17 protein-coding genes and 1 pseudogene are annotated in these 18,750 nt (G+C 69.2%); 12 read left to right on the top strand and 6 right to left on the bottom strand.

Features of this window, described 5'->3' with window-relative positions; all coding sequences use genetic code 11:
* Positions 1 to 824 precede the first annotated feature (824 nt).
* Positions 825 to 1,310, bottom strand: a complete 486-nt coding sequence (locus AB0H36_RS20650; RefSeq protein WP_360525390.1) for a MarR family winged helix-turn-helix transcriptional regulator — start codon at positions 1,308 to 1,310, stop codon at positions 825 to 827.
* Positions 1,311 to 1,840: 530 nt separating this feature from the next.
* Between AB0H36_RS20650 and AB0H36_RS20645 the strand changes: the two genes are divergently transcribed.
* Positions 1,841 to 2,404 carry an NAD(P)H-dependent oxidoreductase gene (locus AB0H36_RS20645; RefSeq protein WP_360525387.1) on the top strand — a complete coding sequence of 188 codons (564 nt, stop codon included), beginning with the start codon at positions 1,841 to 1,843 and terminating at the stop codon, positions 2,402 to 2,404.
* Between the two features lie 153 nt (positions 2,405 to 2,557).
* Here the strand turns inward: AB0H36_RS20645 and AB0H36_RS20640 are convergent, their stop codons facing one another.
* Positions 2,558 to 2,707, bottom strand: coding sequence for a hypothetical protein (locus AB0H36_RS20640; RefSeq protein WP_360525384.1), 150 nt, complete (start codon positions 2,705 to 2,707; stop codon positions 2,558 to 2,560).
* 536 nt (positions 2,708 to 3,243) lie between these two features.
* Between AB0H36_RS20640 and AB0H36_RS20635 the strand changes: the two genes are divergently transcribed.
* From AB0H36_RS20635 to AB0H36_RS20595, 9 genes are read left to right on the top strand one after another with little or no spacing between them, the layout of a single operon-like run.
* Positions 3,244 to 4,776 (top strand): ABC transporter substrate-binding protein, encoded by a 1,533-nt coding sequence (locus tag AB0H36_RS20635; RefSeq protein ID WP_360525382.1) that lies wholly within the window; start codon positions 3,244 to 3,246, stop codon positions 4,774 to 4,776.
* On the top strand, positions 4,777 to 5,715 hold the full coding sequence (locus AB0H36_RS20630) for an ABC transporter permease (RefSeq protein WP_360525379.1): 939 nt from the start codon (positions 4,777 to 4,779) through the stop codon (positions 5,713 to 5,715).
* On the top strand, positions 5,712 to 6,518 hold the full coding sequence (locus AB0H36_RS20625) for an ABC transporter permease subunit (RefSeq protein ID WP_360525377.1): 807 nt from the start codon (positions 5,712 to 5,714) through the stop codon (positions 6,516 to 6,518). The genes AB0H36_RS20630 and AB0H36_RS20625 overlap by 4 nt, the downstream gene beginning before the upstream one ends.
* A complete protein-coding gene (locus AB0H36_RS20620; RefSeq protein ID WP_360525374.1) occupies positions 6,515 to 8,080 on the top strand; it encodes an ATP-binding cassette domain-containing protein in 1,566 nt (521 codons plus the stop codon). Before AB0H36_RS20625 ends, AB0H36_RS20620 begins: the two co-directional genes overlap by 4 nt.
* A complete protein-coding gene (locus AB0H36_RS20615) occupies positions 8,077 to 9,135 on the top strand; it encodes a pyridoxal-phosphate dependent enzyme (protein ID WP_360525371.1) in 1,059 nt (352 codons plus the stop codon). The genes AB0H36_RS20620 and AB0H36_RS20615 overlap by 4 nt, the downstream gene beginning before the upstream one ends.
* A gap of 8 nt (positions 9,136 to 9,143) precedes the next feature.
* Complete coding sequence (locus AB0H36_RS20610; RefSeq protein ID WP_360525368.1) at positions 9,144 to 9,593, top strand: phytanoyl-CoA dioxygenase family protein; 450 nt, start codon at positions 9,144 to 9,146, stop codon at positions 9,591 to 9,593.
* Positions 9,590 to 10,399, top strand: a complete 810-nt coding sequence (locus tag AB0H36_RS20605) for a DUF364 domain-containing protein (protein WP_360525365.1) — start codon at positions 9,590 to 9,592, stop codon at positions 10,397 to 10,399. The genes AB0H36_RS20610 and AB0H36_RS20605 overlap by 4 nt, the downstream gene beginning before the upstream one ends.
* The gene (locus tag AB0H36_RS20600) at positions 10,396 to 11,631 is read left to right on the top strand and encodes an MFS transporter (protein WP_360525362.1); all 1,236 of its coding nucleotides are present in this window, start codon (positions 10,396 to 10,398) and stop codon (positions 11,629 to 11,631) included. The genes AB0H36_RS20605 and AB0H36_RS20600 overlap by 4 nt, the downstream gene beginning before the upstream one ends.
* Before the next feature lie 20 nt (positions 11,632 to 11,651).
* Positions 11,652 to 12,317 (top strand): DUF1707 domain-containing protein, encoded by a 666-nt coding sequence (locus tag AB0H36_RS20595; RefSeq protein ID WP_360525359.1) that lies wholly within the window; start codon positions 11,652 to 11,654, stop codon positions 12,315 to 12,317.
* A gap of 12 nt (positions 12,318 to 12,329) precedes the next feature.
* On the opposite strand, the gene AB0H36_RS20590 is transcribed toward AB0H36_RS20595, so the two are convergent.
* Positions 12,330 to 13,880 carry a phospholipid carrier-dependent glycosyltransferase gene (locus AB0H36_RS20590; RefSeq protein ID WP_360525521.1) on the bottom strand — a complete coding sequence of 517 codons (1,551 nt, stop codon included), beginning with the start codon at positions 13,878 to 13,880 and terminating at the stop codon, positions 12,330 to 12,332.
* 186 nt (positions 13,881 to 14,066) lie between these two features.
* On the opposite strand from AB0H36_RS20590, the gene rsmI reads away from it, so the two are divergent.
* A complete protein-coding gene (gene rsmI, locus AB0H36_RS20585; protein WP_360525356.1) occupies positions 14,067 to 14,918 on the top strand; it encodes a 16S rRNA (cytidine(1402)-2'-O)-methyltransferase in 852 nt (283 codons plus the stop codon).
* A 29-nt stretch (positions 14,919 to 14,947) separates the two neighbouring features.
* Entirely contained in the window at positions 14,948 to 16,513 is a 1,566-nt protein-coding gene (metG, locus tag AB0H36_RS20580) for a methionine--tRNA ligase (protein ID WP_360525353.1), read from the top strand.
* Here the strand turns inward: metG and AB0H36_RS20575 are convergent.
* The 3 genes and pseudogenes from AB0H36_RS20575 to AB0H36_RS20565 form a co-directional block, all read right to left on the bottom strand.
* Positions 16,470 to 16,940: a nitroreductase family deazaflavin-dependent oxidoreductase gene (locus AB0H36_RS20575; protein WP_360525350.1), complete on the bottom strand. Its 471-nt coding sequence runs from the start codon at positions 16,938 to 16,940 to the stop codon at positions 16,470 to 16,472. The genes metG and AB0H36_RS20575 overlap by 44 nt on opposite strands.
* 95 nt (positions 16,941 to 17,035) lie before the next feature.
* Complete coding sequence (locus AB0H36_RS20570) at positions 17,036 to 18,304, bottom strand: helix-turn-helix transcriptional regulator (RefSeq protein ID WP_360525347.1); 1,269 nt, start codon at positions 18,302 to 18,304, stop codon at positions 17,036 to 17,038.
* Between the two features lie 236 nt (positions 18,305 to 18,540).
* A pseudogene (locus tag AB0H36_RS20565) lies at positions 18,541 to 18,729 on the bottom strand (sigma factor); the annotation flags it as partial.
* Positions 18,730 to 18,750 lie beyond the last annotated feature (21 nt).

Below are 18,750 nucleotides of genomic sequence, written 5' to 3'. Positions count from 1 at the left end.
GAGAAGAACCGAAATCGACGACTCGGCAACCTCGCCGATCGGTCACCGCTGCGCGGCGGCTGGTTGTTGGCCGCCTGAGGTGCCGGCTGTGTTGGGGGCCTCGGCGGTTTGCCGGACTGTGTCGGCCGTCTGGCGCCGGGTGCTGGGTGGCTTGCGGGTCGCTTGGAGCACTCCGCTTCGAGGCGGTCGTCCTGTCGGCCGCCTTGGACTGAACCGGGGAGCACACCCCCCGCTCCAGCCACGCCGCCGTACAAACGGAGGTGGTTCGTCGAGTTGTGGATTTCTGTTGTAGATCCGCTCGGAGAAGAACCGAAATCGACGACTCGGCAACCTCGCCGATCGGTCACCGCTGCGCGGCGGCTGGTTGTTGGCCGCCTGAGGTGCCGGCTGTGTTGGGTGCCTCGGCGGTTTGCGGGACTGCGTCGGCCGTCTGGGGCCGGGTGCTGGGTGGCTTGCGGGTCGCTTGGAGCACTCCGCCTCGCGGCGGTCGTCCTGTCGGCCGCCTTGGACTGAACTGGGGAGCACACCCCCCGCTCCAGCCACGCCGCCGTACAAACGGAGGTGGTTCGTCGAGTTGTGGATTTCTGTTGTAGATCCGCTCGGAGAAGAACCGAAATCGACGACTCGGCAACGTCGCCGGTTCCAGCGTGGTGCCTCGCCGGTTGGGGTGGGCCCGGGTCGCCAGTTCGCTTGCCAAGCCACGCTTTGGGGAGGGTTGGCGTGCACCAGGTGGCTCGCGGGGTGCGTGATGGATCCCGCTTGGGAGGTGGTGTGGTTGCTGCGGGCGGTCCGAGGGGGCTGCGGCGGCGGCCGGCGTGGGCGGGTTACTCGTCGCAGGTTGAGGGGGCGCAGGGGTCTGTGGGGATGGTGTTGACGATGCGTTCGAGGACGGTTGTTAGTTGGTCCTGCTCTTCGGGGGTCAGATGGTCGAAGAAGTACGTGCGTACTGCGTCGACGTGGTCGGGGGCGGCTGCCTCGATGGCCTTTCGGCCGATGTCCGTCAGGCGGACCATCGAGCCCCGGGCGTCGGAGACGCACTCCTCGCGGCAGACCAGGCCACGCTTCTCCATCCGGCTGACCTGGTGCGAGAGGCGGCTCCGCTCCCAGCCGACTGACTTGCCGAGGTCGCGGGTGCGCAGTACGCCGTCCTCCGCGACAGACAACGGGTGCAGCAGCGCGTAGTCCGCACCGGACAGGCCTGAGTTGCTGATCAGCCGGGTCTCCAGCGCACGCATCAACTCGCGGTACGCGTCACGGTACGACTGCCACAGCCGCGCCTCCCGCGCATCCAGCCACCGCGAATCCGTCATTCAACCATCATACGGACTTCTGTTGACATATCACCGAGTACACGAACCGACACCGCGGCGGCTGTCTTGTGGCTGCAGTCGGAGGCGGCGGACAGGAGGTCCCTGGGTAGCGGCGTCGGCCGGCTGACTGGCCACCGGGCACTCGGCGTCAACGTGGCTGGAGCGTGACGCGGTTTGCGCACGCCGCCGGAGGCGGTAGCAAGGCAGTCGCCGGGTAGCGGTGTTTGGCCATCGTCGTGCGACAAACCCAGGGATGGGCGCCTACGTGGCGGGGCTTGATGCAGTTCGCGCATCCGCCGAAGGGGGGAGAAGACCGCCGCTGCGTTGCGGTGTCCGTCGTGCGTCCTGTGACTGACCCCATGGTTCGGCGCCGAGCCGGGCTGGCGGTGGACACAGTTTGCGCGCACCCGCCGGAGGCGGCAAGGAGGCTGTCGCTGCGGTGTCCTTCGGGTTGACGTGTCATCTCGGTGGGGTATTTTGATGATGCATCATCAAAGAGCCTGTTGGCTCCTCCTTGTGAAGGAACTGTCATGCCCAAGATTGGGATCATCCTCGGTAGCACTCGGCCTGGTCGGAACGGTGAGGCCGTGGCGAAATGGGTGCTGGATATCGCCAAGCAGCGTGGTGACGCCGAGTTCGAGTTGGTCGACATCGCGGAGTACGAGTTGCCGCACCTGGATGAGGCGATTCCGCCGTCGATGGGGCAGTACACGCAGCCGCACACGCTGGCCTGGGCCGAGACGATCGACGGCTTCGACGGGTTCGTGTTCGTCACGCCGGAGTACAACCACTCGACCTCGGGTGCGCTGAAGAACGCGATCGACTTCCTGTTCAAGGAGTGGAACGACAAGGCGGCGGGGTTCGTCAGCTATGGGGCGGTCGGCGGTGCTCGCGCGGTCGAGCATCTGCGGCTGGTGATGGGGGAGCTGAAGGTGGCTGACGTACGTAATCAGGTCACGCTGTCGCTGGCCACGGACTTCAAGGATTACAGGGAGTTCACGCCGGCTGCGTACCAGGAGCCGGCGGTGCACGCGATGCTCGACCAGGTGGTCAGCTGGAGCAACGCCCTCGCCACGGTACGGACCGCCGCCTGAAACCGTCCGGCCGCTGCCAATGCGGCAGCGGCCGGACGGTCGGTCGCCGGGGTCCCGGCGGCTGGTGTCTCAGTCGCCTCGGTGGGTGGATGAGGAGGCGGCTGGTAGCTGCAGGGTGGTGAGGGCGAGGATGGTGGCGCCGCCGATCAGGAGTCAGCGGGCGTCTGCTGACCGCCTCCAGCCGAGGAGAACAGTCGGTACGCCGCCGATCAGTAGCAGACCGCCCAGCAGCAGATGGCCGGCGGACTGGTTGCCGGAGTCGAGGCCGAGTGCGATCAGGATCGTTGCGGCGGGCAACGCCATACCGACGACCAGTGCCTGCGAGTGCCGGTACGCCGACGCCGAGCAGGGCGGACCCTTCCGGCGCCACGAAGTACAGCTGTCCCAGAGGCTGTCGCGGACAGTTGCTCGATCTCGCGAGGCCAAGCCTGGGAGTCGAGCCGGCGGTCAGCAAAGCACGGGCCGAGCAGCAGCGTGAGCGCAAGCCAACGGTCGCGCGGCGACGCGCGCCCTGCAGGCACGTCGAGCTCGCGTCGCGAAGGTGTGTCGAGTTCGCCGGCCGCGGCGGATTGTCGGAACGTCCGCTGGTCGCGGGTGAATGACGGTGCCGGACGGGCGGCCTGAGTTGTGGATCTGTCGCAGGTGACTCCGGGTACTCGGTGATAGCGGATGGTGACACGCCGTCACGGAGGGCGCGGCGTGACTCCGGCGGAAAGAATGATGTCGTCTCATTCGGATGCGCGCTGAATTTGACAACGATTTTCATTAACGGCAGGATGCATGACCGGCGGCGGGTGACCGTGGGGCGTCGCCGGACCTCTACCGTGAAGGAAACGCGCATGTCCGACCGACTGAACAGACGAGCGTTCCTGGGGGTGGCCGGCGGACTGGGTCTGGCGGCGCTGACCGGATGTGGATCCGACGGCCAGGCCGCGGCTCAGCCCACGCAGGGCGGCCGGCTGCGGGCCGTGTACGCCGGTGGCGGTGCCAAGGAAGTGCTCGACCCGCATGTCCAGAGCCTGTTTGTCGACATCGCGCGGCACAAGGCGATGTACGACAAGCTGGTCGAGCTCGGCCCCGACCTGAAGCCGGTGCCGCGGCTGGCGGAGAAGTGGGAGAGCGACAAGCAGGCAACGACCTGGCGGTTCACGCTCCGGGACGCGATGTTCCACGACGGCAACAAGCTGACCAGCGAGGACGTGCTCTACAGCCTGGCCCGGATCGCCGACCCGAAGACGCCCGAACGGGTCGCCCAGTCGTCACTGGCCACCGTGGATCTGCGTCGCTCCAAGGCGATCGACCCGCGGACCGTCGAGCTGACGCTGTCCGCGCCGAACGCCGAATTCCCTGCCCTGCTGGCCGGAATCGGCACCCAGATCGTCCGCGACGGCTTCACCGATCCCACCAAGCCGGTAGGCACCGGCCCGTTCCGGTTCGTCTCGTTCGAGGCCGGCCGGTCGATGTTTGCCAGTCGGTACGGCGACTATTGGGAAGACCCGGCGCGGATCGAGGAGCTGCACATCCTCTCGGCCGACTCCGAGGCCCGCGCGAACGCCGTACAGGGTGGACAGGCCGAGTATGCGAACGACATGACCGCGACCTTCGCGCGTACGGCGGAAGCCGGCAAGACGATCCGGATCGTCGCCGCGAAGGCCAGCACCATGCAGGCGTTCGTGATGAAGTGCGACCGGCCGCCGTTCGACAACCCGGACGTCCGGCTGGCGTTCAAGCTGCTCGCCGACCGGCAACGGCTCGTCGACGTGGTGCTCGCCGGTCGTGGTGCCGTCGGCAACGATCTGTTCGGCAAGGGCTACCAGTACTACCCCGACGGCCTGCCGCAGCGGGAGCGTGACGTCGAGCAGGCGAAGACGTTGCTGAAGAAGGCCGGCCTGGTGGGCAAGGAGATCGAGATCTTCACCGCCGACGCGTCGGCCGGGTTCGTCGAGGCGGCCACGCTGTTCGCGGAGCAGGTCGCCGAGGCCGGGGTGAGGCTGAAGGTCACCACCGGCAGCCCGTTGACCTACACCAAGGATCTGCTGACCAAGGGCGTGATCGGCAACCACCGGTCCGGCGCGATGCCGATCCCGCAGTACGTCACCGACCGGTTGCTGACCAAGTCGCCGTTCAACGTCACGCACTGGCGCCGGCCCGGGTTCGACGCCGAGTTCGCCGCCGCGCAGGTGCTGACCGACGAGGCGGCCCGATCGGCGAAGTACGGCGTACTGCAGAAGACGCTCCGGGACGAGGGCGGCATCCTGGCCTGGGGCCTGCCGGACTACCTGGTCGCGGTGTCGTCCAAGGTGCAGGGTGTCGACGCGGTGCCGCCGAACACCGTGGACTTCGGCCGGTTCGACAAGGTGTGGCTGGCCTGAATGCGGTCGTACGCCGCGCACCGTGCTGCGCTCGCCGTCGTCCAGCTCGCCGTACTGTCCGTGCTCGTCTTCGTCCTGACCGCTTTGCTTCCTGGTGATGCGGCCGAGATGCGGTTCACCGAGACGCTGACGCCTGAGCAGGTCGATCGGATGCGGGCGCAGCTGGGGCTGGATCAGCCTGCGGTCGAGCGGTTCACGCACTGGTTCGGCAATGTGCTCACGGGAGATCTGGGTACGTCGCTGATCAGTGGCGGGCCGGTGATCGACATCGTCAAGGCTTCGGTCGGGGCGACGCTGGTGCTGACGCTGGCCACCCTGGCCGTTGTGGTCCCGCTGGCCGTTGCCTTGGGCATCGTGATGGGGACGCGGGAGAACGGGCGGTTGGATCGGGCGATCACGTCGGTGACGCTGGCCCTGAGTGCGATTCCGGACTTCGTGATCGCGGTGCTGTTGGTGGCGGTGTTCTCGCTCAAGCTCGGCTGGCTGCCGGCCACGTGGATCGGCGGCGATCTGCTGGCGAGTCCGGTGTTGCTGGTGCTGCCGGTCGCGGTGTTGCTTGGTAGGACGGTGTGTCTGCTGTCGCGGCAGGTGCGGGCGGGGACGATCACGGCTCTGCAGGCGGAGTACGTCGTACAGGCTCGGCGGCTCGGGGTGCCGCGGCGGCGGTTGTTGTTGCGGCACGTGTTGCCGAATGCGGCTGTGCCTGGGGTGCAGGAGTTGGCGCGGACCGGGGACACCTTGCTGGGTGGAGTTTTGGTGGTGGAGGCGATCTTCGCGATTCCTGGGTTTGCCACGGCGCTCGTGGATGGGGTGGAGACGCGGGACGTGCCGGTGGCGCAGGGACTGACGCTGGTGCTGGCGGTGGCTGCGTTGGTGATCAACCTTGGCGCGGACTTGGTGTGCAACCGGTTGGTGCCGCGCACGGAGTTGCTGCGATGAGGCGGCTTGCTGCGCGGTTCCCGGTGGCGGTGTCGGCGACGCTGGTCGTCGCGCCGCTGGTGGTGGCTGTATTTGGGCCCTTCATCGACGTGCGGGCGACGCCTGGGCTGCCCTATGACTCGCAGGGTGTGCTGGGCACGGATGGGCTTGGGCGGGATGTTCTGCAGTTGGTGCTGGACGGTGGCCGGACGGCGCTGGGGATGGCCTTTGGTGCGGTGGCGATTGCGTATGTCGTCGGCGGATTGATCGGGTTGGTTGCGGCTTCGACTCGGCATCGGTGGTTGGACGAGGCGTTGATCCGGCCGCTCGACGTACTGCTGCCGTTGCCGTCGCTGCTGGTGATCAGTGTGGTGGCCGTCGGGTGGCGGGCGTCGGCGTTCGCGATCACGCTGGCTGTTGCCATGGTCAACGTTCCGACGGTGGCGCGGTTGGTGCGGGCGGCGGCGTTGGATGCCGCGAGCAGCCCGGTCGTCGAGGCGCTTCGGATGCAGCGGGAGAGTTGGATCGGCGTTCAACTCGGGTACGTCGGCCGCGCAGTCCTCGGCCCTGTCGCCGCCGACATCGGGACCCGGATCACGCTGGCCGTCTTCCTGGTCGCCTCAGTCAACTTCCTGGGCCTAGGCCTGAGCCCCACCGCCCCCGACTGGGCCGTCAGCGTCTCCCGAAACCGCGAAGGCCTCCTCCTCCAACCGTGGTCGGTCCTCGCCCCGGCTCTCCTGCTGGTCTCCTTCACCCTCGGCTTCAACCTCCTGGCCGACCGCCTCGTCCACCAAACCCGCCGCCCGGCGGAGGTGACCCGATGAACGCCCCGCCTGCTGGGCGGGTGCTTGTGCGGGTTGCTGGGCTTGAGGCGAGTGCTGGGTCGGCGATTCTGGTGGATGGGGTTTCGTTTGAGGTGTGGGGCGGGCGGGTGACGGCACTCGTCGGCGCCTCGGGGTCTGGAAAGACGACCTCCGCCCTCGCGTTGCTTGGTGAGCACGGGACTGGGGTGCGGCTCAAAGGCTCGGTTGAGGTTGAGGGGCGGGTGGTTGTTGACGGGGGCGGGCCTACGGACCAGGCGGCCGGCGTCCGGGGGCGGGTGGTGGCTTACATGCCTCAGCATCCGGGGAGTGCGTTGAATCCGGCGCGGCGGGTGGGGGCCACGTTGCGGGAGTTGGAGGGGTTGCACCATCCGGGGGAGAGGGTGGTGCGGGAGGCGTTGCGGGCGGCGCAGTTGGCGGACGATCGGGAGACGTTGCGGCGGTTTCCGCATCAGTTCTCGGGTGGGCAGCGGCAGCGGATTGCGTTGGCTCAGGCGTTGACCTGCCGGCCCAAGGTGCTCGTCTTGGACGAGCCCAGCACAGGGCTCGACTCGATCACCCGGCTGCAGTTGGTCAACGAGTTGGAAGACCTGGCGGCCGACGGGCTCGGGATTCTGCTGCTCAGCCACGACCTCGATCTCGTCCGCGCGCTCGCCGAGCACGTCGTCGTACTGTCCGCCGGGCAGGTCGTGGACGCCGGCGGTCCCGAGGTGCTGCCCGCGAAGCTGGAGCTCCCGCGACCAAGCACCCCCGCGCCGGCCAAACCATTGCTCCAGGCAACAAGCCTCACGGCATCACTCACCCGCGGCCGGGACCCGATCCTGCACGACGTCGACCTCGCCGTCCGGCCAGGCCAGTGCATCGGCGTGGTCGGCCGCTCCGGCAGCGGCAAGACCACGCTCGCCCGTACCCTGGCCGGCCTCCACGAACGCCACACCGGCAAGATCCTGCTGGACGGCGAACACCTCCCCGTCCTCCGGAAGCGATCGCTCGAGCAGAATCGCCGAGTCCAGTACGTCTGGCAGGAAGTCCGCGGCTCGTTCGACGAACGCCGTACCGTCGACCAGCAGGTCGCTCGGACCGCCCAACGACTCCGCGACCTCCCCGCAAAAGAAGCCCATGCCGAGGCCGTAGAGATTCTGGCTCGCCTGGGAGTCTCGGCGATCACCGCGGCCCGACCGCCAAGCCGGTTGTCAGGCGGCGAACTCCAACGCGCCGCGCTCGCCCGGGCCGTCCTCGCACACCCCGACGTGCTGATCTGCGACGAGATCACGACCGCCCTCGACGACCGAGGTACGACGCTCGTCGTCGAGCTGCTCGCCGAGCTGAAGGACCGCGGCACCGCGCTGGTCTGGATCGGCCACGACCTCGGCCTGGTCGCGGCGGTGTCCGATCACGTCCTGGTGATCGACGCCGGCCGCGTCGTCGAGGAGGGCCCACCGGCGACCGTGATGTCCGGCCCCACGTCCGAGCTGACCCGGCGGCTGGTGAGCGCCGCCCGGCTCGGACGCCCCGAATCTCCGCCCGTGCCGACCCCCGACATGAGGAGCGAATCGCGCCGATGACGCGACTGCACGACCACCTGGCGGAGGCGATCAAGGACCCGGATCCGATCCGGGTCAGTTCCCGATCAGGGGACGACCTGATCTGCCTGCGGTTCGAGACGATGAAGGTGTACTCCGCGCTCGGCGCCGTACGCAACCTGCTGGAGACCGGCGCGGTCCGGCCCGGCGACACGCTGATCGACAGCTCGAGCGGGATCTACGCGCACGCGCTGGCGCTGGCCTGCCACCGGTACGGGATGCGGTGCCACATCGTGGGCTCCACCACGGTCGACCGGACACTGAAGATCCAGCTCGAGATCCTCGGCGCGACCGTCGAGCAGGTGCCGTCGTCGAACAACCTGCAGCTCGACCAGAACCTGCGGGTCCGGCGGATCGGCGAGATCCTGCGCGAGAACCCGACGTACCACTGGATGCAGCAGTACCACGACGACATCCACTACCTCGGGTACGGCGCGGTCGCCGACCTGGTGAACGACCTGGTGCCGGACGGGACGCTGTGCCTGGTCGGCGGGGTCGGGACCGGTGCGTCGACCGGCGCGATCGCGGAGTACCTGCGCAACCGCGGCCGGGACGTGAACCTGGTCGGGGTGCAGCCGTTCGGCAGCATCACGTTCGGGGCCGGGCACACCCAGGACCCGGAGATGATCATCGCCGGGATCGGCAGCTCGATCGAGTTCCGGAACGTGCGGCACGAGCTGTACGACCGGCTGCACTGGGTCTCGTTCGAGTACGCGATGTCGGCGGCTGTGGACCTGCTGCGGACGTCTGGTGTCTTCGCGGGCCTGTCGGCGGGGGCGGCGTACCTGTCGGCGTTGTGGGAGCACAACTGCGACAGCGGTCGCAAGCATGTCTTCCTCGCGGCCGACACGGGCACCCGGTACGTCGAGTCCGCTTTTGCCCGTCATGCCGAGGCGCGGCCGATGGCGTCGATGCGGCCGCGGGAGATCGCCTCGCTGGAGGAGCTTGCGGTGCCGTGGTCGGCGATGTCCTGGGACCGTCGGGAGTCGGCGCTGCTCCGGCGTGAAGAGTTCCCATCTGCGACCCCGTCGCATTAAGCTGGAGGGTGTGCCTGACCGGGGTGGTGGGGCGGGGAAGGAATCTGTATGGCGTATGTGGTGCTGCGGGAGTTGTTCACGGCAACGGAAGTCGAGCGGCTGCCGGCGAGGCGGCGTACGACATCGCGACCGCGATCGTGATGCTCGACGACAACACCGTGGCCAACGGCGCGATGACGTTGATTCCAGGGAGTCCTGCGGAGGGCCCGGTACGCCGGGATCCGCAGGACCCGACCGGTCTGCTGGTGGATCCACTGGTCGTCGACGCGTCCCGCGCGGTGACGGTGGAGGCGCCGGCCGGGTCGGTCCTCATGTTCCCCGGGCTGATGGTGCACCGCTCGGCGCCGAACCGGACCGCGTCCGATCGCCGCTCGCTGCTGTACTGCTTCCAGCCCGCGGGTCGTCCAGAGTTGTCCGCCCTGACTTACGACCCCGAAAGGCTGGCCGATCTGCCATGACCGCTTCCGTGGCTGCTCTCACCTCCGACGTCCTCGCTGGTGCGCTCGGTCCCGACCCGTCCACGCTCCCCGTGGTGAGTGCTTTCTGGCTGCACCACACCACCCGGCTGCCCGGGGCTGATGTGACCTACCGGAACTACTACGTGTTGTTGCGGGTCGGCGAGGTGTTTGGCGCATGCTCGTTCGAGGCGGATGAGCTTGACCCGTCGTACTGCGCCGAGGCCTCGGGCCGATCGCTGGCCGAGCTGATCACCGACAGCCCGCTACCTGTAAAGATCGCGGCGCTGGACGCCTACCTGGCCGCGGTCGAGCCGCATCACGTATCGGCGGAGGCTGAGGAGATCGTGCTTCCTGACGGTACGCCGGAGGTGCGTGCACGCGCCCGGGATGCGGCGGTCGCCGGGCTGCTGGAGGTTGCGGAGGGCACCAAGGTCGCGTTGATCGGGGTGGTCAACCCGCTGGTCGACGCGATCACGGCGCGCGGTGGGATCTGTTTGCCGTGTGACTTCAACCTCCGCGAGACCGCGTCCGGGTTGCCGGTTTCCCGCGACATGACGGCGGTTGTCGATGCCGCCGATGCGGTCGTGGCGACCGGGATGACCTTGTCCAACGGGTCTTTCGACGTACTCCTTGATCGTTGCCGTCAGCAAGAGAAGCCGCTGGCGGTCTATGCTCAGACCGGAAGCGCCGTGATCCGGTCCTTCCTTGGCAACGGCGTCACAGCCCTCTCCGCCGAGCCCTTCCCCTTCTCCCAGTTCAGCTCCCGCCCGAGCAGCCTCTACCGCTACCCCAGGACGGACACATGAGCAGCCCCAGTCAGAACCCCGCGATCGCGACGCCTGTCGCTCCACCACTTCCCGCCGAGGTGCCGGGCGACTGGCGGATGGCTCGGCGGTTGTGGCCGTTCTTGGTGGCTTCGGCGGTGAGTTTGATTCCGTTCACGGTGTTCGGGATGTACCTGGTGCCGATTGCTGCGGCGGCGGGTGGGAACGTGGCCGAGATCGGCGGGCTGCGGGGGCTCGGTGGTCTGGCGGCGTTGGTGGTGGGGTTCTCGTTGGCGCCGCTGATCGATCGGATGGCGCGGGAGTTGGTGGCCGCCGGTGGGCTGGCGTTGCTGGGGATCTCGGCGGCGTTGGGTGCTGTGGGCAATGTGTTCGCGTTGGCCGCGTTCTGTCTGTTGATCGGTGCGTCCACCTCGATCCTGGCGCCGTCGATCGGGGCCGCCGCGGCGGACCGGTTCAAGACCCCGGCGGCGGCCGGGCGAGCGGCGACGCTCGTGTCCGCGACCACGTCGGCGATGGCGATGCTGGCCGCCCCGCTGCTCGCCGTACCAGGGATGCTTTGGGGCTGGCGCGGCAACCTGCTCGCCGCCGCCGTCATCTCGCTCGCGTTGTCGGCGGCGTTCTTCTGGCGCGGTCGTGGCCGGAAGGCCCCGCTCAGGACGGGGCAGCGGATGAGCTACCTCGCGACCTACCGGGAGCTGGCCCGGATTCCCGGCGCGCTGCCACTGCTCGTGGTCGCGATGCTGCGGACAGCCGCGTTCATGGGCTACCTGGCCTACCTCGCCGCGTTCTACGACGAGAAGTTCGACCTCGCGCCGGGCTGGTTCGCGCTGGTGTGGTCGCTGAGTGGTGCGTCGTTCTTCCTCGGCAACCTGCTGGCCGGCCGCTACATCGCCCTCGAGCGCCCCTGGATCGGCCCCGAGAAGATGCTCCTGGTCGGTCTCGCTGTTGCCCTCACCAGCGTGTCCGCGTTCTACTTCTCGCCCAGCCTCCCGCTGACCCTGCTGCTGACCGCACTCATGGGCGCGAGCCACGCGACCGTCGCCGCCTGCGTCACCACCTTGCTCGTCCGCCGCAGTGGCGACCTGCGTGGGTCGGCGCTCAGCGTCAACGCGGCCGGCATGAGCCTCGGCACCTTCCTCGGCGCCGCACTCGGTGGTCTGGGCCTCGGGCTCGGTGGATACCCGGGCACCGCCCTGACTTTCGCGTCGATCACCCTGATAGCGGTCGGATTTGCGCTGCGGGTGCGACGCTGAGGGAGTTATCGTTCGGTGCTATGGAGAACCTGCCCGACCGCCAGCACCCGCACGCACACCTGCGTGCTTCCGACACCGATCGTGACCGCGTGGTCGACGTACTGCGGGACGCGCTGATGTCGGGCCGGTTGACGCAGGACGAGCACGCCGAGCGGCTCGAGCAGACCCTGCAGGCGCGGACCCTGGGCGAGCTCGAGCCGATCACGCAGGACCTCGTCATCCCGGCGCAGGCGACGCCGGTCGCCGTACCGTCGAGCAGCCCGGTGCCGATCGAGGAGCCGGCCAACCCGTCGGACAGCTTCGACACCTTGTTCGCGGTCTTCGGCGGTGGCGAGCGGAAGGGCCGGTGGCGGGTCAAGCGCCGGACCAACGCAGTCGCGATCTTCGGCGGGCACGACCTGGACATGACGGACGCGGTGTTCGAGGGCCGCGAGGTGACGATCTACGCGTTCGCGGTGTTCGGCGGGATCGACCTGACCGTGCCGGACTCGGTCGAGGTCCGCAACCAGGGCGTGGGCATCTTCGGCGGCTTCGGCGCCCGCGGCGGCGACTCACCCGACCCGAACGCCCCCGTGGTCATCGTGAAGGGCCTGGCCCTGTTCGGCGGCGTCGGCGGCCAGGTCTCCTCCAAGCGCCACAAGAAGCGCTTCAAGAACCACGGCGGCCACGGCCGGCTGGACCACTGACCGGACACGGCCTCAGATCCAGGTCTTGAACCACATTCGCTGCAGCCAGTCGGGGTGCGGCATGACCTGGTCGGTCAGGATCGGCCAGATGTAGGCGAAGTTCAGGACGACCAGTACGACGAAGGCACCGACGACCGCGCTGCCGATCAGGCGGCGAGGGCTGGCCTGGCCGAACGCCGTCCGGGCCGGGCCGAGGACCTTGCCGAGGACGAGGGACAGCGCCATCACCGTGAACGGGACCATCGTGACGGCGTAGAAGAAGAAGATCGGTCTGTCGTCGAACGCGAACCACGGCACCCAGCAGGTGACGAAGCCGACGATGGGTATGCCGAACCGCCAGTCCCGCTGGGCGACCCAGAGCACCAGTGCGGCGAGCAGCGCCAGCGCGCCACCCCACCACAGCAGCGGCGTCCCGAGGGCGGAGATCACCGACAGGCAGTTCGTCCCGGCCGGGGCGGTGCAGCCGTTCGTGCCGGGCTTGATGTCGTTGACCGCGTCGAACCCGATCGGGCGGGCGATGATCGGCCAGCCGGCCGGGTTCGAGGCGTACGGGTGGGTGGCGTTCTTGATGTAGTCGCCGGTGTGGAAGGCCAGCACTTCCTGGTGGTAGTGGATCAGTGACCGGAAGTCGTCCGGGACCACCTTCATCACGCCGTGCGCCGGGTTCTTGGACGCGTAGTCGTGGTCGTAGGCGTTGTCGTGCAGCAGCCAGCCGGTCCAGGTAGCGGTGTAGGTGACGAGCGCGACCAGCACGAGGCTGATGAACGCCGGGATGCCGTCGACCAGCGCCGACTTCACGAACGCGTGCCGGACGCCGAGCGCCCGGCGCGCGCCGAGGTCCCAGGCGAAGGTCAGGAGGCCGAAGCCGGCGATCACCCAGACCGCGGACCACTTGGTGCCGAGCGCGAGCCCGAAGCACACGCCCGCCGCGAGCCGCCACGGCCGGATCAGCAACCAACGGCCGAGGGTACGGCGCTCGCCATCCGGGACCGGCGTGTCGAGGGAGTCGGCGTGCCGGCGCCTGGTCCAGTCCCGGTCGGCGACCAGGCAGGAGACCGCGGCGACCAGCCAGAACGCCAGGAAGATGTCGAGCAGCGCGACCCGGGACATCACGAAGTGCAGGCCGTCGACCGCGAGCAGCAGGCCGGCGACACACCCGATCAGGGTCGACCGGGTCATCCGCCGTACAGTCCGGATCAGCAGCAGCACGGTGAGCGTGCCGCACAGGGCCGGCATGAACCGCCAGCCGAACGTGTTCATCCCGAACAGTTGCTCGCCGGCCGCGATCATCCACTTGCCGACCTCGGGGTGCACGGTCAGGCTCGGGGTGTCCTTGAAGACGTCCAGGTTGCCGGCCAGGATCGCCTTGTCCGCGGCGCCCTCCGGCTGGTCGATGAACTGCCGCGCGTAGCCGAACTTGAGCAGGCTGAACGCGTCCTTGGCGTAGTACGTCTCGTCGAAGACGAACTTCACCGGGTTGCCGAGGTCCCAGAACCGCAGGAACCCGGCCAGCGCGGTGATCGCCAGGGTCGCGATCCAGCCGCCCTCGAAGTCCTTCGGCATCGGCGGGTACAACCGCTCCTTGAGCGGTGGCAGCCGCCTCCCGAGCACGTCCCGCCCGAGCGTTTCCCGCCCCTCGGCAGCGTCTCCCCGCCGAGCGGTACCGTCCTCGATCACAGCAGTCACGACCGCCATGGTACGGAGCCCCCAGTAGCACTGCGCCCCGCCGTGCGTCCTGGGACTGCGATGATGGGGCCCGTGACCGGGCGATTGGTACTGGCGGGGAGTCCTATCGGCGACGTCCTGGACGCGTCGCCCCGGCTCGGGAGAGTGCTCGGCGAGGCCGATGTGGTGGCGGCGGAGGACACCCGCCGGCTGCGGCGGCTGACCTCGGAGCTGGGCGTCGTGGTCGCCGGCCGGGTGGTCAGCTACTTCGAGGGCAACGAGCGGGAACGCACCCCGGAGCTCCTGGACGCGCTGACCGCGGGACAGACCGTGGTCGTCGTGACGGACGCGGGCATGCCGAGCGTCTCGGACCCGGGCTACCGGCTGGTGGCCGCCGCGATCGAGGCCGGCGTCGACGTCACCGCCGTACCCGGGCCGTCTGCCGTGCTGACCGCGCTGGCGTTGTCCGGGCTCCCGGTGGACCGGTTCACGTTCGAGGGCTTCCTGCCGCGGAAGCCGGGGGAGCGGGCCCGGCGGCTGGGCGAGCTGGCGGACGAGCCGCGGACGATGGTGTTCTTCGAGGCTCCGCACCGGCTGGCCGCATCCCTCGAGGCGATGGCGGAGGCCTTCGGCACGGACCGTCGTACGGCGGTCTGCCGCGAGCTCACCAAGACGTACGAAGAGGTCAAGCGCGGCCCGCTCACCGAGCTCGCCGAGTGGGCGGCGGACGGCGTCCGCGGCGAGATCACCGTGGTCGTCGCGGGCGCGGACCCGCACAAGGTGCTGACCCCGGAAGACCTCGCCCGTGAGGTCGCGACCGACGAGGACGCCGGAACACCCCGCAAACAGGCCATCGCGGATGTGGCCAAGCGCTTCAACGTTCCCAAACGGACCGTGTACGACGCTGTGCTCGCCGCCCGGGACCCTGGTAAATAGCGCTGGCGCGCGGCACTACCCTTTTCCTTATGTCCGAGAAGGCCTATTACGTCACCACCCCGATCTACTACGTCACGGCCGCGCCGCACATCGGCAGCGCGTACACGACCGTGGCCGGGGACGTCCTCACCCGTTGGCACGCGCAGCGCGGCGAGCGGAAGTGGTACCTGACCGGTACCGACGAGCACGGCGAGAAGGTGATGCGCAGCGCGCAGGCCCAGGGCATGTCGCCGAAGGAGTGGACCGACAAGCTCGTCGAGGAGGCCTGGAAGCCGGCCTGGGTCGACGTCGACATCGCGTACGACGACTTCATCCGGACCACCGAGCAGCGCCACACCGAGCGGGTCCGCGAGTTCTGGCAGACGCTCTACGACAAGGGCGACGTCTACCAGGGGCAGTACGAGGGCCTGTACTGCGTCGGCTGCGAGGAGTTCAAGCTGCCCGCGGACATCCGGGTCGACGAGGACGGCACCCAGCGGTGCATGATCCACGGCACCGAGCTCGAGACGGTCGCGGAGACGAACTACTTCTTCCGGCTCTCGGCGTACGCCGACAAGCTGATCGAGCTGTACGAGTCGCAGCCCGACTTCGTGGCGCCGGCCAGCGCCCGCAACGAGGTGATCGCGTTCGTCAGGCAGGGCCTGCAGGACCTGTCGATCACCCGGTCGACCTTCGACTGGGGCATCCCGGTCCCGTGGGACGAGGAGCATGTCCTCTACGTCTGGATCGACGCGCTGCTCAACTACGTGAGCGCTGCGGGCTACGGCACCGACCCGGAGCGGTTCGAGGAGCTGTGGCCGGTCGACGTGCACCTGGTCGGCAAGGACATCCTGCGGTTCCACGCGGTGATCTGGCCGGCGATGCTGATGGCGGCCGGGGTGGCGGTGCCGAAGCAGGTGTTCGCGCACGGCTGGCTGCTGGTCGGCGGCGAGAAGATGAGCAAGTCCAAGCTGACCGCGATCGCGCCGCACGAGATCACCGACCACTTCGGCTCGGACGCGTTCCGGTACTACTTCCTGCGCACGATCCAGTTCGGCTCGGACGGCTCGTTCTCGTGGGAGCACCTGAGCGCGGTCTACACCTCCGAGCTCGCCAACGGCCTGGGCAACCTGGCCAGCCGGATCGCGGCGATGGTCGGCAAGTACTTCGACGGCGTGCTGCCGGAGCCGACCGACCACGGCCCGGCTGAGCAGGCGCTGGCGGACAAGCTGGCCCAGACGGTGGCGACCGCGGACAAGGCGATCGACACCCTGGCCTTCCACGACGCGCTGGCCGCGATCAACGACCTGGTCGGCGCGATCAACGGCTACGTCACCGAGCAGGAGCCGTGGAAGGTCGCCAAGGACGACTCGAAGCGCGACCGGCTCGCCACGATCCTGTACTCGTCCGCCGAGGCGCTGCGGGCGGTCGCCGTACTCCACAATCCGACCATGCCGAAGACGTCGGCCAAGCTCTGGACCCTGCTCGGCGCCGAGGAGAAGCTCGGCTCGCTCAAGGACCAGCGCGTCCAGGACGCGGCCACCTGGGGTCAGCTCCCGGCCGGCGCCACCCTCACGAAGGGCGACCCGCTGTTCCCTCGCCTCGAGGAGTCCTGACGTCGGGGCGCAGCCGCAGCACGGGAATCGTGCGATCGGCTGCCCACCGGCGGTACCGGGTGAACCCCGGGAACACCTCTTCACCGCGCCGGTAGTCGCGCTCCCGCTCCGCGCCGTGTAGCTCGTAGGCGACGACATCGCGGCTCTGGCCGTCGATGACGATCGTGGCGTGCTGGTCGGCGCGGAGGTTGTAGTACCAGGCCGGGTGGCCGGGGCGGCCGTAGTTGGAGGCGATCAGGATGATCTCCTCGCCGTCCGGCAGCCCCAGCAACGGCGTCGTCCTGGGCAGGCCGGTCCGCGCGCCCGTCGTGGTCAGCATGGTGATCGGCAGCCCCGCCAGCCAGGCCGTCGCGCTCGTCCGGCCGTGGCTCAGGCGATAGACGAGCCGGTCGAGGGGCGGCTGGATGACCCCGTAGAACCTGGCCATCGGCAGGGTGGCCGCTGACCGGCGCACGAGCCGGTGGAGGCGTCTGGGTCGGCGATCGGGCCTCACCCCGGCCACGCTAACAAACGGGCGGCGTTCTAGAGCGCGGTTGCGTGGTAGAGGGCGGCTGCCTGGGTGCGGCTCGTGACGGAGAGCTTGGTGAGGATGTTGGCCACGTGGAACTTGACCGTCGACTCGCTGATGTGGAGGTCGTCGGCGATGGAGCGGTTGCGGTGACCTTGGGCCAGGCGTTCGAGGACTTCGAGCTCGCGGGTGCCGAGGGGCGCCAGCGGGTCTGAGGTGACGGTCTGGGGCGCGGAGCCGGCGTGCAGGGTGATGCGCGCGGTGAGACCCCAGCCCGGTACGGCGTCCAGGTCCAGGTCGCCCTCGTGCAGGCGGAGGCGCTCGGCCAGCTGACCGAGGTCCAGGACGTCCTCGAGTCGGCCGGGGCCGTCGTCGCGGACGGTCGCCTCGAGGTCCGTGCCGTTCCACCGCCAGCCGACGCGGATCCGCCGTACGCCGTCCTGCGTGAGCATCGCCAGCACGACCGAGCGGACCGCGACCCGGGCCCGGTGCGCGACCCCGGCCGGGATCAGCTTGTCGTTGCCCGGGGTGTCGAGCTCGAGGTCGACCGGGCCGTGCCGGAGCAGCGCGCGGAGCGAGTCGGCGAGCCGGTCGAACGCCTTCCCGGCCGGCTCCTCGCCACTGCACACTCGGTCCCGCTGAGTGTCGTGACGCAGGTCGGACAGGCCGTTCAGCGCCATCTCGACCGCCATCGTCCGGGCTGAGGCGTCGTCGATCCGCTGGTTCCGCAGTACGCCGAGGATCGTGGCGAGCGTGGCCGCGTGCGCCTCACCGAGCTCGGCGGCGACGTCGTTCCGGGCCTCCGCGACCGCCCGGTTCTGCGCGAGCACGCCCGGTTCGCGTTCGAGCGTGAGCCGGTACATGTGGATGGTGACCAGGTCCCACAGCTCCTGCACGACCGCGGCCGCGGCAGTCGGCGTCTCGTCGTACCGGATGAAGACGACCACGGATCCGCGCGGCGCCCGGTCGCTGGACACGGCCAGGACGGGATACTCCGCGCCCGCGATCGGTACGACGCCCTGCCACGGCTGACCGGCCGTCACGGTGCCGAGCAACGCGGCCAGGTCGGCCCCGGTGATCGCCTCCGCGAGCGCGGGCTCGCCGTGCGCGGTGACCGGGGTCGACGCGCACTGGGAGGCGAGCTGCGCGACGGCGCGGTGCCGGACGAGCTCCGCGGTCGCCGTCGACAGCCGGTCGAGGATCTCACTCGGCGGTCCGTCGATGATCTGCGCCGCCGCCGCGAGCACCGCCGCCGCGTCGACCACCTCGTCAGTCGTCAGCATGTCCTTCAGAGTACGTCGGTTGACGCGTCCACCCGAGCCCGTCCAACCGGCGACGCCTGAGACTGCGTGATGCGCCGCCGCCGGACCGGCATCCCGAGCATCGGGTTGGCGACACCCCAGTACGCGCCCTTGCAGATCAGTTCCTTGTACACAGCTGCCGCGCGGCCCCGCAACGAGAGGTTCACCGCCCGGTCGTCCGCGGTGACGTACTGGATGAGGCCCTCCTCGATCCGCTCGCGGTCGGCGGCCCGCCAGCGCAGGAACGTCTCCTGAACGGCGTCCTCGGCCTCGCTCGCCGAACCGAGCAGGCGGTAGGCGATCGCGCCCAGCCGGGGCCTGGAAGCCTCGAACACGTCGACGTCGCTCAGAGTCAGGGACACGTGCCCACGGTATCCAGATTCCGGGGATCGACGCCTCCTGGCCATCGGACGGGTGCACAACTGTCC

This window comes from Kribbella sp. NPDC050820 (genome assembly GCF_040653975.1).
In the GTDB taxonomy this organism is placed as follows: domain Bacteria; phylum Actinomycetota; class Actinomycetes; order Propionibacteriales; family Kribbellaceae; genus Kribbella.
This window is presented reverse-complemented; position numbering and strand designations above follow the sequence as displayed.